This is a genomic window from Jannaschia sp. S6380 (genome assembly GCF_023015695.1).
GTDB lineage: Bacteria > Pseudomonadota > Alphaproteobacteria > Rhodobacterales > Rhodobacteraceae > Jannaschia.
In genome coordinates, this window is record NZ_JALKAS010000002.1 from 350,367 (window position 1) to 364,925 (window position 14,559).

The following is a 14,559-nucleotide window of genomic DNA, read 5'->3' on the forward strand; positions in this document are numbered from 1 at the left end:
ATGACCAAGCACGACCCCAACCCCTCGCGACTGGCGATGGTGCCGTTCATCTCGGTCGATCACATGATGCGGATCGTCAACGAGGCCGGTGTGGCACAGACCATCGCCGCCATCGCCGACCGGATCGAGGCCGATTTCCTGCGCTGGGAGACCTTCGACAAGACCCCCCGCGTGCCCAGCCATTCCGAGGAGGGCGTGATCGAGCTGATGCCCACCTCGGACGGCGAGTTCTACGGTTTCAAATACGTCAATGGGCACCCGGCGAACATGGCGCGGGGGTTCCAGACCGTGAACGCGTTCGGCGTGCTGGCGCGGGTCGACAACGGCTATCCGGTCATGTTCTCGGAAATGACGATCCTGACGGCGCTGCGCACTGCGGCGATGTCGATCGTGGCCGCGCGCCACCTGGCGCCGAAAGACGCGCGCGTCATGGCCGTGATCGGCAACGGCGCGCAATGCGAGTTCCAATCGTTGGGCTTCCACCACTGCCTGGGAATCGAGGAGGTGCGCCTGTGGGACATCGACCCGAAAGCGACCGCCAAGGCCGTGCGCAACCTGGAAGGGACGGGCCTGACCGTGACGGCCTGTTCGTCTGCCGAGGAGGCGATCACCGGCGCGCAGATCGTGACCACCTGCACCGCCGACAAGAAGCAGGCGACCATCCTGACCGACAACATGGTGGGGGCCGGCGTGCACCTGAACGCGATCGGCGGCGACTCGCCCGGCAAGACGGAGTTGCACCGCGACATCCTGATGCGGTCGGACATCTTCGTGGAGTACCCGCCGCAGACCTGGATCGAGGGCGAGATCCAGCAATTGGCGCCCGAACACCCCATCACGGAACTGTGGCGGGTGATCGCGGGCCAGGTGCCCGGGCGGACGTCGCGCGACCAGATCACGCTCTTCGATTCGGTGGGCTTCGCGACCGAGGATTTCAGCGCGCTGCGCCACATCCATGCCGAGGCCATGCGCACCGGCCACTATGTGGAACTGGACCTGCTGGCCGACCCGGACGATCCGCGCGACCTGTTCGGCATGGTGGCGCGCGCCGCCGGTCAATGACCGGGCGGCGCGGGGGCGTCATCCCCCGTTGACGATGTGCAGGGTGCGGTTCGGGAACGGGATTTCGATCCCGGCCGCCTCCAGCGCGATCTTCACGTCGCGGTTCATATCCTTCCAGTATCCGAAGAAATCCGTGCGCGGCACCCAGGCGCGCACCAGGAAATCGACGCTGGAATCGTTCAGCCCGTCCACCAGGATTGTGGGCGGCGGATCGGCCACGAAACGCGGGTCCGACGTGATCGTGTCGCGGATCACCTGTTCGGCCAGGGCCAGGTCGGCGGAATAGGCCACGCCCCATTTCCATTCGGCCTGGCGCATGTCGTAGACCGAGAAATTGGTGATCGTGTTCCCCCAGACCTCCGAGTTCGGAATGATGATCTGATAGTTTCCGATGCTCGCCAGTTCGGTGTAGTTCAGGTTGATCGACTTCACCGTCCCCATCTCGCCGTTGATGATGACGAAATCGCCCAGCTTGATCGGTCGGAAGAAGATCAGCATCACGCCCGCCGCCACGTTCGACAAGGTGCCCTGCAGCGCCAGGCCGATGGCCAGGCCCGCCGCACCGATCACCGCGACGAGCGATGTCGTCTCGATCCCGAAGGTGTTCAGGACGATCAGGAAGGACAGGCCGATGATGACGTAGCGGGCGATGTTGGCCAGGAAGTCGAACAGCGTGGCGTCGAGGCGCGCGTGCTGCTCGGACAGGCCCTTGATGCGCCGTGCGACCCATCCGGCGATCATGAAGCCCACGAACAGGACCAGCATCGCGGCCAGCAGGCTGCCCAGGATCGAGGCCAGGAATTCGAGGGACAGGAAATCGCCGATCGTGCGGCCGGCGTAGAGTTCGGTCGAAAGGAAGTCTTTCATGTCGGTGCGGTGTCTTTCAGATCAGGTCGTTGATGGCGCGGGCCAGGGAGAAGTCGCGTTCGGTCAGCCCGCCGGCATCATGCGTCGTAAGCGCAATCTCCACCCGGTTCCAGACGTTGCGCCAGTCGGGGTGATGGTCGGCCGCCTCGGAGAGCAGCGCCACGCGCGACATGAAGCCCCACGCCTGCGAGAAATCGTCGAAATGAAAGGTCCGGCGGATCGCGGTACCGTCGCGCGTCCAGCCGTCGGGGATATCGAGATCGTTCATTGCTGTTCCTCCACCGGTTCGCGTCGAAAGGGACCGTAGGCGGTCAGGACCTCGATGTCGTGTTCCACGGCGCGCGCCTCGGCGGTCAGGAACTGCGACACCGCCGCGCGAAACCCCGGATCGGGGATGTGATGCAGGCTGTGGCAGGTCACCGGAAGGTAGCCGCGTGCCAGCTTGTGTTCGCCTTGGGCGCCGGCCTCCACCCGCGATTGGCCGCGGGCGATCGCGGCATCGATAGCTTGGTAGTAGCACAGCTCGAAATGCAGCATCGGATGATGTTCCACCGCGCCCCAATAGCGGCCGTACATCGTGTCGCGCCCGATGAAGTTCAGCGCCCCGGCGACGGGCGTGCCGTCGCGTTCGGCCAGGACCAGCAGCACGTCGTCGCGCATCGTCTCCTGCACGGCATCGAAGAACGCCCGCGTCAGATAGGGGCGGCCCCATTTCCGCGCGCCCGTGTCCTGATAGAAGTGCCAGAACGCATCCCAATGTTCGGGGCGGAGCGCGTCGCCGGTATAGGCAGCGATGGTGCCGCCGAACGCCTGGGCCACGGCCCGTTCGCGGCGGATCGTCTTGCGCTTGCGCGAACTGAGCGCGCCGAGAAAGGCGTCGAAATCGGCATAGCCGTCGTTGAACCAGTGATATTGCTGACTGGACCGCGCCATCAGGCCGAGGGCGGCACCGGCCGTCCGTTCCGCCTCGGTGCAGAAGGTGATGTGGAGCGAACTGAGATCGTTCTGTTCGGTCAATTGGGTCGCGGCCTGGACAAGGGCGCGGAAGCCGGTCTCCTCGAAGCCCGGGCGCAGCAGGAAGCGCCGCCCCGTCGCGGGCGTGAAGGGCACCGCGATCTGCAGCTTGGGATAATAGTCGCCGCCCGCGCGTTCCCAGGCATGGGCCCAGTTGTGGTCGAAGATGTACTCGCCCTGGCTGTGCCCCTTGGCGTACATCGGCGCGCAGGCGATGATCTTCCCTTCCGCCCGCGCGATCAGGTGTTGTAGCTGCCAGCCCGTTCCCTCCCCGACCGAGCCGCTGCGTTCCAGCGCCGAGAGGAAGCGGTGGGTGGTGAACGGATCGTTCGGGGGGCCGCCATCGGACGCCTCGGGGCAGGCGCAGGCGTCCCAATCACCGGGCGCCACGTCACCCAGGCCGGGCGTGACGCTGATCTCGATTTCGCGTTCGGTCATGGGCGACAGGTGGGGCCCCGTCGCCTCACGGCAAGTAGCCTTCGAAGGTCACGGCATCGGCCACGCGCCGGGCGCGCAACTCCTCGGCCCGGGACCGGACCGTCCAGCAGAGGATCGGCAGCCCCGTGGCCTTGATCTCGGCCACGCGCGGCATGTCGAGGGCGGCGGCCTCGTGGCTAATGAAGGACGCGCCGAGACGGTCGATATCGGGGATCCGGGCCAGCCGGGCGCGGGTCTCTGCCGACAGGTCGGGCCAGTGTTCGGCCCGGAAGGCCGCGGTCACCAGGCCGCGGGGCAGATGCGGCGCATCGCGTTGAAAACAGGCGACGGCGTGCGGGTTGAAGGACATCACCGCGACGTCGCCGTCATATCGAGCCAGATCGGCGATCACCGCCGCCTCCAGCGGGCCGACATCGGGGCCCATCGCGCCATCGCGGTCCTTCACTTCGATCAGGAGCGGCACGCGGCCCGCAACCAGGTCCAGAACCTGCGACAACCGCGGTACGCCACCGTTCCCGCCCCGTAGGGCCGTTCCGCCCAATGCATCCGCATCCAGGCTGTCGACCAGCAGGTCGAGGCCCGTCAGTCGCCGCATGTGGTTGTCGTGGAACGCCATGGCGACGCCATCGGCGGAGGGCTGGACGTCCAGCTCGATCGGGATCCCGAGGTCGAGCGCGGCCCGGAACGCATCCATCGAGTTCTCGGGCCGGCCCGGCCCGTGCAGGCCGCGATGGGCGATGTGACCGCCGGTCAGGAAGCTGGCGGGAAGGGTCATCTTACCTGGAAGATGCCTTCGATCTCAACGGCGACGCCGAAGGGAAGCGTGGCCCCCACGGCGGACCGGCTGTGCCGACCGGCCTCGCCCAGGGCCTCGACCAGAAAATCGGACGCGCCGTTGATGACGGCGGGCTGGTCGCCGAAATCCGGCGTGCAGTTGACGAAGCCCGTCAGCTTGACCACCCGGACCAGCCGGTCGATGTCGCCGTCGCAGGCCGCCTTGACCTGGGCCAGCAGGTTGATGGCGCATTGACGGGCCGCTGCGGCCCCGTCCTCGACCGACATCCCGTCACCCAGGCGCCCCTTGATCATCCCGTCCGGCCCGTTCGAGATCTGGCCCGAGACGAAAAGCATGTCGTCCATGCGGACCGCGGGCACGTAATTCGCCGCCGGGGCCGGTGCGTCGGGCAGGGTCACGCCGAGACGGGAAAGGGTTTCCGAGAAAGACATGAGGCCGGCCTCCGATTGGAACTCGGCCCTTGCTGGCATGCGGGCCGCGCGTTGCCAAGCGCCACGGGCCGGCCAGGCCTGCCCGTTACTCCCGGAAAGCGCGGTTGAAATAGTCGGCCAGGGGCTTGACCAGATAGGCCAGCGGCGTGCGGTCGTCGGTGCGCAGATACGCTTCGACCGGCATGCCGGGCAGCAGGATCTGGTCGTTCAGGCGGTCGAGCTCGCCCTCGTTCGGCAGCACCTCGGCCTGGTAGAAGGTCTGGCCCGTCGCCTCGTCGGTAAAGGCATCGGGCGAGACGCGGACGATCGAGCCGAACAGCTCGGGCGTGGTGCGCGCGTCGAAGGTGGGCAGGCGCAGCGTGACCGGCTGACCCGGGAAGACCTGGTCGATATGGATCGGATCGACGCGCGTCTGGATCACCAGGGGCCGGTCCTGCGGGACGATATAGGCCACCGGTTCGGCGGCACGGATGACCGACCGTTCGGCGAAGACCTGCAGGTCGTAGACCACGCCCGGAACCGGGGCCGTCACCTCCAGCCGAGACATCTGTTCGGTGATGGCGCGGTACTGCTCGGCCAGTTCCAGCTCGCGGAAGCGCAGGTCGCGCAGCTCCGAGATCGCCTCCTCCCGCGCGCGATTGCCGAGCTTGAGGACCTCCAGGTCGATTTCGGTCGCGCGGCCTTCCAACTCGGCCACGGTCGCCTCCAACTCGCCCACGCGCCCCAGCAGGCCCGCCTCCTCGCGCTGCAGCGACAGGACCCGCGGAGCCTGCGCCAGACCGCGATCCAGCAGGCTGCGCTGCGCGTCCAGCTCCTCGCGGATGAATTGCAGCTGCAGCTCCAACGCCTCGGACTGCGCGGCGATGCCGTCCACCTGACTCGCGATCTGGTCCCTGCGGCGGCCCAGCTGTTCGACCTCGCGAGCGCGGGATGCGGCGCGCGCGGCGAACAGGTTGCGCTGACCCTCGATCATGTCGGCCACGTCGGGGTCGTCGGCGGCCTCCGTAAGGATTTCGGGAAAGGTGATCGCCTCGGCCTCGTCCCGCTCGGCCACCAGGCGGGCGGAGCGGGCGGAGATCTCCTGCAACTGGCCACGCAGGATCTCGGCGTTCGAACGCAGCGGCGTCGGGTCGAGCCGGACCAGCGTGTCGCCGGCCTCGACCCGGTCGCCTTCGCGGACGAGGATCTCGGTCACGACGCCGCCGTCGGGGTGCTGGACGATCTGCCGGTTGCTGTCGACCGCGATCCGCCCGGGCGAGATGATCGCGCCCGAGATGTTGGCCAGGACCGACCACGACCCGAAGCCGCCGACCAGGATCACCAGCCCCAGAACCCCAATGACAAGGTGCCGCCGGGCCGACCAGCCGCCGGCGCCGGCGGCGGGTGGCGTGGCGACGGCCGGCGCGGGCAGGCGGGTCATCGGACGCCCCCCGAACCGGCGGCGCGGGCGATCTCGGAATGGTTGGCCACCATCTTTTCCAGCACCTCCTCGCGCGGGCCGAAGGCCACGCGGTTGCCGTTCTCCAGCATCAGCAGCGTGTCGCATTCCTGGATCGCGGCGGGACGGTGTGCGATGATGATGATCGAGCGGCCTTCCTCCTTCATGGTGCGGATGGCGCTGTTGAGGGCCTGCGTCCCCTCGTTGTCGAGGTTGGAGTTCGGCTCGTCGAGGACGAGGATGGCAGGGTCGCCGAACATCGCGCGGGCAAGGCCGACGCGTTGGATCTGGCCGCCCGACAGGCGCCCGCCCACCGCCGAGACCGGCGTGTCGTACCCCATGGGCTGCTGCAGGATCATCTCATGCGCCGCGGCCTTCTTGGCCGCCTCGACGATGCGGGCGGGATCGGCGTCGTCCTGCAGGCGGGCGATGTTCTCGGCGATGGTGCCGTCGAACAGCGTCACGGTCTGCGGCAGGTATCCGATATAGCTGCCCAGGACGTCGGGATCGTACTGGTCGAGCGTCGCGCTATCGAGGCGGATGCGGCCGCCGGCGGGGGGCCAGGCGCCGGTCACGGCCTTCGCGAGCGAGGTCTTGCCCGCCCCCGACGCGCCGATCACGCCCATCGCCTGGCCGGGCCGCAGCACGAAGGACACCGCGCGCAGGCTGGCCTGCGTGGCGCCGGGCGGCACGATCGTCAGGTTTTCGCCAACCATCAGGGCCTGGGGGCGAGGCAATGGCGTGCGCTGCCCGTCTGGCGCCACCTGGTCCAGAAGGTCGATCACCGCCGTGCGGCCGCGCCGCGCCGCGTGGACCAGCTGCCATTGCCCGATCACCATCTCGATCGGGGCAAGCGCGCGGCCCATCAGGATCGAACCGGCGATCATCGCGCCCGCCGTCAACTCGTTCTGCAGCACCAGCCAGGCGCCAAGGCCCAGCATCGCCGATTGCAGGAACAGCCGCAGCGTCTTGGTCGTGACCGTGAAGAAGCCCGAGCGGTCCGAGAAGCCGATGGATTGCGTCAACGACGCGCCCCGCGCCTTCATCCAGCGGCGGAAGGCGGCGCCCCGCATGCCAAGGCTCTGGACCAGCTCGGCCTCGGAGACGAGCTGCTGCGCCGTCAGTTCGGCCCGGGCGGTGGCGCTGTTGGCTTCGGTCATGGGCCCCGAGGTCATCCATTGGTTGATCGCGGCCAGGCAGATCAGGATAAGGCCGCCGCCGACGGCGAGCAGACCCAGGTAGGGATGGAAGATGAAGATCGCCGTCAGGAAGAGCGGCGTCCACGGAATGTCGAAGAGCGCCAGGAAAACCGGCGAGGAGAGCAGGCGCTGCACCGCCTCGAGGTCGCGGAGCGGGTTGCGACCGCCCGCGCCGCCCGGCGTCGCGGCCGCGCGGCGCAGGTGCGCGGCGAAGACCCGCCCGTCGAGCGCCGACTGGAACCGGGCACCCACGCGCGCCATCACCCGGCCGCGGGCGTAGTCGAGGATGCCCATCATCAGAAACAGGAATGTCACCAGCACCGACAGCGCGATCAGCGTCTCCTCGGCGCGGGAACCCAGGACCCGGTCATAGACCTGCAGCATGTAGATCGGCCCGGTCAGCATCAGCGCGTTCACGGCCATCGAGAACAGGAACGTCATCCAGAGCAGCCCGTTCGCCTGCTTGCGGACGGAGGCCACCTCTTCCGAACCGGAGGGTCGATTGCTTGGGCGCGGGGATCTCATCGCGTCTGGGTCGCCTTGCTGCTGTGGCCGTCCTGCTGGACTTATTTGGGCCGCGGGTCAATCGCGGCGGAAGATTCCGCCCAGGACGTCCATCAGGATGCGCTCGGCGATGTCCGGCTCCCGGTGCTGGCGCTGCCGCTGCTGCGGCTCGCGCGCGACCTGCGGTTGCGGATCGGGGCGCGGCGTGGCGGCCGGTTCGATCATCGGCAGCGGCGTGACCGGCGTGCCCTCGTGGACGCGGGTCATCGTCTCGCGCCAGATCTCGGCCGGCAGACCGCCGCCGGTCACGCCCTTCAGCGGCGTGTTGTCGTCGTAGCCCATCCAGACGCCCGCGACATAGTCGCCGGTGAAGCCCACGAACCACGCGTCGCGCGCGGCCTGGGTCGTCCCGGTCTTGCCGGCGGCCGGGCGCCCGTCGGGCAGCTGCGCCCGGGTTCCCGTCCCCTCGGCGATGACGCGCGACATCATGTAGACCAGTTGCCGGGCGGCGTCGTCGGTGATGACCCGTTCGCCCAAGCCGCTGTCATGGTCCAAGAGCGGCGTGTTCTCGCCCCGCAGGGTCAGCGAGGACAGGCCATAGGGCGTGACGCTCGTGCCGCCGTTCAGGATGCCGGCATAGGCGCCGGTCATCTCCAGCAGGGTGCTCTCGCTGACGCCCAGGGCCAGGGCCGGCCCTTCGGCCAGGTCGCTTTCGATGCCGAACTGCGTGGCGACGTTGCGGACGACGTCGCGTCCGACATTCTCGGACAGGCGGACGGTCGCCGCGTTGAGCGAGCGGGCCAGCGCCTCGGTCAGCGAAACTTCGCCGTAGAACTGGTTGGTGTAGTTGTCGGGCGAATAGGTGCCCGAACCGGGCACGTCGATCGCCAGTTCGCTGTCCAGCACCGTCGAGTTGTAGCGCCAACCAAGGTCGAGCGCGGCGGCATAGACGAACGGCTTGAAGCTGGACCCGGTCTGCCGCACGGCCTGGATGGCGCGGTTGAACTGGCCGCCGCCGCGCGTGTCGCGGCCCCCGACCATGGCGCGCACGGCCCCGTCGGCGGACATGACCACGATCGCGGCCTGCGCCTCCGAGCCCGGGGAGACCTTGGTCTCGAACACATGGCGCAACGCGCGTTCGGCGGCCTTCTGGATGCTCTGGTCCAGCGTGGTGCGCACGATCACGTCCTCGGTCGTCTCGCCGGTCAGGAAATCGGGGCCGTCCGACATCACCCAATCGGCAAAATAGCCGCCGGTGTCCTGGCGCGCGGCCGGCGACAGCGTGGCGGGGTTCTCCATCGCGCGGGTGAATTCCGCGCTGTTGAGCAGGCCCTGGTCGCGCATTAGCACCAGCACCGTCCTGGCGCGGTCCTGCGCGCGCTGCAGGTTGTTGGTGGGCGCATAGTAGGACGGCGCCGGCAGCAGGCCCGAAAGCATGGCCGCCTCGGTCGGCTCCAGCCGGGCGACGGACTTGCCGAAATACCGCTGCGACGCGGCGGCGAACCCGCGCGCGCCCGCGCCCAGATAGGCGCGGTTGAGGTAGATCGACAGGATTTCGTCCTTGGAGAACTTCGCCTCGAGCGCGAAGGCGTAGGGGATCTCCTTCAGCTTGCGCCAGACACTGCCGGCCCGGCAATCCGCCTCGAACTGCGCCTCGGTCATGCCGGAGGTCGGATCGTAGTCGTTGCCCAGGCACAGGAGTTTCGCCACCTGCTGCGTGATCGTCGACCCGCCCGAGCCCGAGAATGGCCCCCGGCCGGCCCGCAGGTTGGTGCGCATCGCCCCCGCGATCCCGCGCGGACTGATGCCCAGATGGCGGTAGAAGCGCTTGTCCTCGGACGCGATGACGGCGTTGGCCAGATGCGGCGAGACGCCCTCCATCGTGATCAGCCCGCCGAAATTGTCGCCGCGCCACGCGAATGTCCGCCCCTCGCGGTCCTGCAGCGTGACCGACCCGCGGGCGCGCCCGTCGGCCAGCGTCGCCATGTCGGGAATGCGGGTGTAGTTCCAGGCCGTGGCCACCGCCAGGATCAGCGCGACCACGACCGCGCCGCGCCAGGCCAACGCCCAGCCCAGTCGCAATGCGAACCGGAACGGCCACAGGATCCAGCCCAGCAAGCCGCGCCGCGGCGCCGCGCGCCGCGTGCGTTTCTTCGGCGCCGTGCGCTTGGCCGGGGCACGCGCCGTCCGCCGCTTGTCGGCCACCAGGCGCTTCTTCGTGGGTTTGGCCATCACTGCTCATCCCGTGGGGGGTGTTTTGCGCGTCAAGATAGGTGAGGCGCGGGGGAATGTGCACCCCATGGATCGATTGCTTTGCACATGCAGCATTCCGGCAGCGTCTAAAAATCGGGCATGTCGCCGCGATCGGAGGAAAATTGGGGCAACCCGCGTCCGGACGGCAGCCGGAACCCGCCTATGCATTGCGCCCCGTGGGCCGCCTTCGTGATCTTCCCCCATCCGGTCCGCAGGGCCGCAGGAAGAAGGGGAATGACGTGAAACTGATCATTGCAGCGATCAAGCCGTTCAAGCTGGAGGAGGTGCGCGAGGCGCTGACCAATCTCGGCGTGCGCGGCATGATGGTCACCGAGATCAAGGGCTTCGGCAGCCAGTCCGGCCATACCGAGATCTACCGCGGCGCCGAATACGCCGTGAATTTCGTCCCGAAGATCAAGCTGGAGATCGTCGTACCCGCCACGATGGCCGACCAGGTCGTCGAGACCATCGCCGCGACCGCCAAGACCGACAAGATCGGCGACGGCAAGATCTTCGTCCTGGACGTCGAGCAGGCCGTGCGCGTCCGCACCGGCGAGCTGAACGACGACGCGATCTGATCCACATCATCAGGGGAATTGACCACATGAAACTCCGCAACGCATGCCTGTCCGCCGCGGCCCTTTCGATCCTGCCCACCATGGCGCTGGCGCAGGACGTCGCCGTGCCCGAATTCGCGACCTATGCCGACACGGCCTATATCTTCAACACGCTGCTGTTCCTGGTGGGCGGCTTCCTCGTCTTCTGGATGGCCGCAGGGTTCGCCATGCTGGAAGCCGGGCTCGTCCGGTCGAAGAACGTGACGATGCAGCTCACCAAGAACATCTCGCTCTTCTCGATCGCGGCGATCATGTACTGGCTGATCGGATACGGGATCATGTATCCCGGCGATGACTGGACCGTGGTCGGATACCTGGGCGCGCTTTTCGTGCCCGCCGTGCTGGAGCCCGTAGGCGCCGGGGCCGACATGGTCGACGTGACATATGCCTCCGTCGGATCGGACTTCTTCTTCCAGCTGATGTTCGTCGCCACCACCGCGTCGATCGTGTCGGGCACCTTGGCCGAGCGGATCAAGCTCTGGCCGTTCCTGGCCTTCATCGTCGTGCTGACCGGGCTGATCTACCCGATCGAGGCGTCGTGGCAGTGGGGCGGCGGCTGGCTGTCGGAAGCGGGCTTCTCGGACTTCGCGGGATCCACCCTCGTCCATGCCGCCGGTGGCTTCGCCGCATTGGCGGGTGCCATCGTCCTGGGGCCGCGTCTGGGCAAGTACGCCAAGGACGGGCGCGTGGTGCCGATGCCGGGTTCCAACCTCGCGCTCGCCACGCTGGGCACATTCATCCTGTGGCTGGGATGGTTCGGCTTCAACGGCGCGTCGCAGCTGGCCATGGGCACGATCGGGGACGTCACCGACATCAGCCGGATCTTCGCCAACACCAACATGGCCGCTGCCGCCGGTGCGGTCGCCGCGCTGTTGATGACGCAGATCATCTACAATAAGGTCGACCTGACGATGGTGCTGAACGGTGCGCTGGCGGGCCTGGTCTCGATCACGGCGGGGCCGCTCGACCCGACCCTGTTCGGCGCGCTCTGGATCGGGGCGGTCGGCGGCATCATCGTGGTCTTCGCGGTGCCGATGCTGGACCGGATGAAGATCGACGACGTGGTCGGCGCGATCCCCGTCCACCTGATCGCCGGCTTCTGGGGCACGCTGGTGGTGCCGGTCTATACCGACGGCACGTCCTTCGGCACGCAGATCCTGGGCTTCGTCGCCATCGGCGCCTTCGTCTTCATCGCCAGCCTCGTGGTCTGGCTGATCCTGAAGGCGCTGGGCGGCATCCGCGTGGACGAGGAGGCGGAGATCAACGGTCTCGACATGGCCGAGCTGGGGATGGAGGCCTACCCGGAATTCGCGCGCGGCTGACGCGCGTTGCCGGATCTCACGCAATACGAACCCCCGGGCGAGCGATTGCCCGGGGGTCTTCCTGTTCGGTGGCGCACTACCTTGCGGCAGGCCGAGCGCACGGGCTACATCTCACCACAGATCAGGTCCGCCTCGCCCCGGCGAACTTCGTCGCGCAGGTCGTCCGGATTCTCCCAGAAATTGCCCGGCGTCCAACAAGCCTTGCCTTCGACCGCCGTGCCATGGCGATTGATGCAGATCGCCCGGGGCTCGTTGCACAGGCTCGGCCCCGCGGGCGCATCGGGCCGCTCTATCGGGGCCATCGCGCGCAGGGCATAGATCGAAACCCGCCGGTTCACCGCCCGGTTGGCCCGCGCCGTGCCGCTGGACGAGTTCACCATGTTGTCCACCAGCGGACACGCATTACCCCGCCCGTCGAAGATCAGCGTGATGTCCGAGCCGAGCACTTCGCCGCAGAAGGCATCGTCATTGTCGATGTCCCCGCGCGCGACGGTGAACGACGTGAGCCCATGGGTTTCGAGCGTCGCGGTCAGCATCTCCGCCACCGTCTCGCCGCGGACCATGGCGCGCCGGTCGTATTCGTCCGCTCCGATCCCGCGGAAGGAGGAGGCGTGTCCGATCAGTCGCAGGCACACGAGGGGATCGGCGTCATCCTGGCTGTCGGCAACGTGTCGGGCGATGTCGCCCAGCGCGTCGCGCTGCGCCGTCGTGGTGTCCGTCTGATGCGCCGGAAAGTCGTTGATCGTCCAGGCCGGGCGCCAGGGATCGCAGACCTGCGGATTGCATTCCGCGATGTCGCAGGCGGCCGCGGCCGGGGAGGCGAGGGCGGCGCAGCCGAGCGTCAGCGCCAGCAACGCGGGGCGGAAGTCTGTCGCACTTTTCATGACGTCACCTCGTTGAAAAAGGGGGACCCGGCGGTCAGCCGATATTGACGAAATGCGCGAAATTGATCGCCTGGCCGGTTCCGGGGGCTTCGAACACGGGCGGACCGATGGGGAAATCCCCCGGCGGGCGTGGCGGATTGGTCCGTATCTCCCGCCGGTCCGGAAAAACCAGGGATGGCGGCGCGATGTCCTGCGGCAGCACGCACATCGTCCGGTCCCGCGCGCAACTGTCGGCGGCCGCGGCCATCCGGTTGAGGTTCCGGTTGCACTTGTTCAGACCCTCGCGAAAGTTCTGGACGTTGAAGGGTTTGAAGGCGTTGCGGTTGCGCAGGACGAAATCAATTTCGTTGCGCAGTTCGACCTGGTTCATGAAGTCCTCGGCCAGTTCGTCGAGGAACACGCGCGCCACCTGCTCCTGCACGAAGCTGACGTCGTCATTGGGCAGCGCCAACTGATCATAGGGCGCCATCTCGGCGGTGATCGGAACCGCCACGCCATTGCTCAGATCCTGCTCGAACAGGCTGATCTCTGTCATCAGCTGGTCGATGTTGAAGACCGGTCGGGGGGAACCGCCGACCGCCATGATGAACATCTCGATCCGGTCGGTGCTTGAGTCGAAGCTCTCGGAGAAGTCGTTGGACGAGTTGACGGAGCCGCCCAGGACATTGCCGATGCGCAGCGACACGTCGACGCCCAGTTCCTCCTGCTTCTCCTCGCTCTCCGACTCGATCCGCGCCACCGCATAGAACACGCCGCCCGATACGATCTGGCGGACGAAGTGACTGCCGAACCTCTGGTGGAATCGCTCGGATTTGGGCGGAACGAAGGCCAGCAGGTCATGCCCGTCCTGCGTCAGCCGCGCGTTGACTAGCCGCCGGGGCCGCCGCAGGACGGCGATGCGCAGAAGCACGTTCGTGGATTTGCTCGACACCGCGACCCGTTCGCGGAAATCGACCTGCGCGCTGGCCCCGAAGCTCAGCGTCCGCACGCTCGCCCCGGCGGAAATCTCCATCGACTTCGCCAGATGGCTGGCGCTCGTCACCATGCCGAAATGGAAATCGGTGTTCAGGTTGCCGGTGCTGTCGTCGTCCACGCCGATGTCACCGATCACGGCCGCCGACCGCAGGTCGGATGTCGCTTCGTTATAACCGATGCCCAGCATCGTGCCGACGGGGGCGTCTATCGAGAACGTCATTTGATGAACCTCAGCTGATCGTGCCGGTGTTCAGGAATAGGGCACCACAGCGCGCATCCGGGCAAGTGAGGGAAACCGTGGTTGAATCGCGCCGCAACGGGCAATTCCGGTGGGCAAGTGTCGATCGAAAAACCCCCGGACGATCGAACGTCCGGGGGGGTATCTCATTGGAATTCAGAAGGTTCGTCGATGCCGGCAGTCCGGATATCGGGCGTCAGACGACGCCGTCGATCCAGTCCTTCAGCGCCGATTTCGGCGCGGCGCCGATCTTCTGGTCGACCGCCTGGCCGTCCTTGAACATGAACAGCGCCGGAATGCCGCGGACACCCATCTGCGCGGGCGCGGCGGGGTTCTCGTCGACATTGACCTTCACGATCTTGATGCGTCCGTCATACTCCGCCGAAAGTTCTTCCAGCGCCGGGCCGATCTGCTTGCAGGGTCCGCACCATTCGGCCCAGAAATCGACGACGACGGGGATGTCGGACTGCTTGACGACCTCGTCGAAGGTGGCGTCGGTGGCGGCGATGGTGGCCATTGGA

13 protein-coding genes and 1 pseudogene are annotated in these 14,559 nt (G+C 67.4%); 3 read left to right on the top strand and 11 right to left on the bottom strand.

All coding sequences use genetic code 11. The annotated features are described in order from the left end of the window. Positions 1 to 1,062, top strand: coding sequence for an ornithine cyclodeaminase (locus MWU52_RS14780; protein ID WP_246953588.1), 1,062 nt, complete (start codon positions 1 to 3; stop codon positions 1,060 to 1,062). Between the two features lie 18 nt (positions 1,063 to 1,080). On the opposite strand, the gene MWU52_RS14785 is transcribed toward MWU52_RS14780, so the two are convergent. The 8 genes from MWU52_RS14785 to MWU52_RS14820 all read right to left on the bottom strand — a co-directional run bounded on the left by MWU52_RS14785 (position 1,081) and on the right by MWU52_RS14820 (position 9,981). Further along, positions 1,081 to 1,929 carry a mechanosensitive ion channel domain-containing protein gene (locus tag MWU52_RS14785; protein ID WP_246953590.1) on the bottom strand — a complete coding sequence of 283 codons (849 nt, stop codon included), beginning with the start codon at positions 1,927 to 1,929 and terminating at the stop codon, positions 1,081 to 1,083. Positions 1,930 to 1,945: 16 nt separating this feature from the next. Further along, positions 1,946 to 2,197, bottom strand: a complete 252-nt coding sequence (locus tag MWU52_RS14790; RefSeq protein ID WP_246953593.1) for a 4a-hydroxytetrahydrobiopterin dehydratase — start codon at positions 2,195 to 2,197, stop codon at positions 1,946 to 1,948. Next, entirely contained in the window at positions 2,194 to 3,381 is a 1,188-nt protein-coding gene (locus MWU52_RS14795) for a GNAT family N-acetyltransferase (RefSeq protein ID WP_246953595.1), read from the bottom strand. Before MWU52_RS14795 ends, MWU52_RS14790 begins: the two co-directional genes overlap by 4 nt. A 25-nt stretch (positions 3,382 to 3,406) precedes the next feature. After that, positions 3,407 to 4,156: a glycerophosphodiester phosphodiesterase family protein gene (locus tag MWU52_RS14800; protein ID WP_246953597.1), complete on the bottom strand. Its 750-nt coding sequence runs from the start codon at positions 4,154 to 4,156 to the stop codon at positions 3,407 to 3,409. Then, on the bottom strand, positions 4,153 to 4,608 hold the full coding sequence (locus MWU52_RS14805; protein WP_246953599.1) for a RidA family protein: 456 nt from the start codon (positions 4,606 to 4,608) through the stop codon (positions 4,153 to 4,155). Before MWU52_RS14805 ends, MWU52_RS14800 begins: the two co-directional genes overlap by 4 nt. Before the next feature lie 85 nt (positions 4,609 to 4,693). Beyond that, on the bottom strand, positions 4,694 to 6,028 hold the full coding sequence (locus MWU52_RS14810) for an HlyD family type I secretion periplasmic adaptor subunit (RefSeq protein WP_246953601.1): 1,335 nt from the start codon (positions 6,026 to 6,028) through the stop codon (positions 4,694 to 4,696). Next, positions 6,025 to 7,770: a type I secretion system permease/ATPase gene (locus MWU52_RS14815; protein ID WP_246953603.1), complete on the bottom strand. Its 1,746-nt coding sequence runs from the start codon at positions 7,768 to 7,770 to the stop codon at positions 6,025 to 6,027. The genes MWU52_RS14810 and MWU52_RS14815 overlap by 4 nt, the downstream gene beginning before the upstream one ends. A 57-nt stretch (positions 7,771 to 7,827) precedes the next feature. After that, positions 7,828 to 9,981, bottom strand: a complete 2,154-nt coding sequence (locus MWU52_RS14820; RefSeq protein ID WP_246953605.1) for a PBP1A family penicillin-binding protein — start codon at positions 9,979 to 9,981, stop codon at positions 7,828 to 7,830. A gap of 260 nt (positions 9,982 to 10,241) precedes the next feature. On the opposite strand from MWU52_RS14820, the gene MWU52_RS14825 reads away from it, so the two are divergent. Together MWU52_RS14825 and MWU52_RS14830 are read left to right on the top strand one after the other, a co-directional pair. Continuing rightward, positions 10,242 to 10,580, top strand: a complete 339-nt coding sequence (locus MWU52_RS14825) for a P-II family nitrogen regulator (protein ID WP_246953606.1) — start codon at positions 10,242 to 10,244, stop codon at positions 10,578 to 10,580. Between the two features lie 26 nt (positions 10,581 to 10,606). Next, positions 10,607 to 11,941: an ammonium transporter gene (locus MWU52_RS14830; RefSeq protein WP_246953608.1), complete on the top strand. Its 1,335-nt coding sequence runs from the start codon at positions 10,607 to 10,609 to the stop codon at positions 11,939 to 11,941. A gap of 104 nt (positions 11,942 to 12,045) precedes the next feature. On the opposite strand, the gene MWU52_RS14835 is transcribed toward MWU52_RS14830, so the two are convergent. The 3 genes and pseudogenes from MWU52_RS14835 to trxA form a co-directional block, all read right to left on the bottom strand. After that, the gene (locus tag MWU52_RS14835) at positions 12,046 to 12,825 is read right to left on the bottom strand and encodes a hypothetical protein (RefSeq protein ID WP_246953610.1); all 780 of its coding nucleotides are present in this window, start codon (positions 12,823 to 12,825) and stop codon (positions 12,046 to 12,048) included. Between the two features lie 34 nt (positions 12,826 to 12,859). Then, positions 12,860 to 14,020, bottom strand: a complete 1,161-nt coding sequence (locus MWU52_RS14840; protein WP_246953612.1) for a hypothetical protein — start codon at positions 14,018 to 14,020, stop codon at positions 12,860 to 12,862. Between the two features lie 214 nt (positions 14,021 to 14,234). Beyond that, positions 14,235 to 14,558 (bottom strand): annotated as a pseudogene (gene trxA / locus MWU52_RS14845) (thioredoxin); the annotation flags it as partial. Between the last annotated feature and the right edge of the window lies 1 nt (position 14,559).

Coding starts and splice junctions, on each gene's coding strand:
- MWU52_RS14780 (WP_246953588.1), top strand. CDS start 1: ATGACCAAGCACGACCCCAACCCCTCGCGACTGGCGATGGTGCCGTTC.
- MWU52_RS14785 (WP_246953590.1), bottom strand. CDS start 1,929: ATGAAAGACTTCCTTTCGACCGAACTCTACGCCGGCCGCACGATCGGC.
- MWU52_RS14790 (WP_246953593.1), bottom strand. CDS start 2,197: ATGAACGATCTCGATATCCCCGACGGCTGGACGCGCGACGGTACCGCG.
- MWU52_RS14795 (WP_246953595.1), bottom strand. CDS start 3,381: ATGACCGAACGCGAAATCGAGATCAGCGTCACGCCCGGCCTGGGTGAC.
- MWU52_RS14800 (WP_246953597.1), bottom strand. CDS start 4,156: ATGACCCTTCCCGCCAGCTTCCTGACCGGCGGTCACATCGCCCATCGC.
- MWU52_RS14805 (WP_246953599.1), bottom strand. CDS start 4,608: ATGTCTTTCTCGGAAACCCTTTCCCGTCTCGGCGTGACCCTGCCCGAC.
- MWU52_RS14810 (WP_246953601.1), bottom strand. CDS start 6,028: ATGACCCGCCTGCCCGCGCCGGCCGTCGCCACGCCACCCGCCGCCGGC.
- MWU52_RS14815 (WP_246953603.1), bottom strand. CDS start 7,770: ATGAGATCCCCGCGCCCAAGCAATCGACCCTCCGGTTCGGAAGAGGTG.
- MWU52_RS14820 (WP_246953605.1), bottom strand. CDS start 9,981: ATGGCCAAACCCACGAAGAAGCGCCTGGTGGCCGACAAGCGGCGGACG.
- MWU52_RS14830 (WP_246953608.1), top strand. CDS start 10,607: ATGAAACTCCGCAACGCATGCCTGTCCGCCGCGGCCCTTTCGATCCTG.
- MWU52_RS14835 (WP_246953610.1), bottom strand. CDS start 12,825: ATGAAAAGTGCGACAGACTTCCGCCCCGCGTTGCTGGCGCTGACGCTC.
- MWU52_RS14840 (WP_246953612.1), bottom strand. CDS start 14,020: ATGACGTTCTCGATAGACGCCCCCGTCGGCACGATGCTGGGCATCGGT.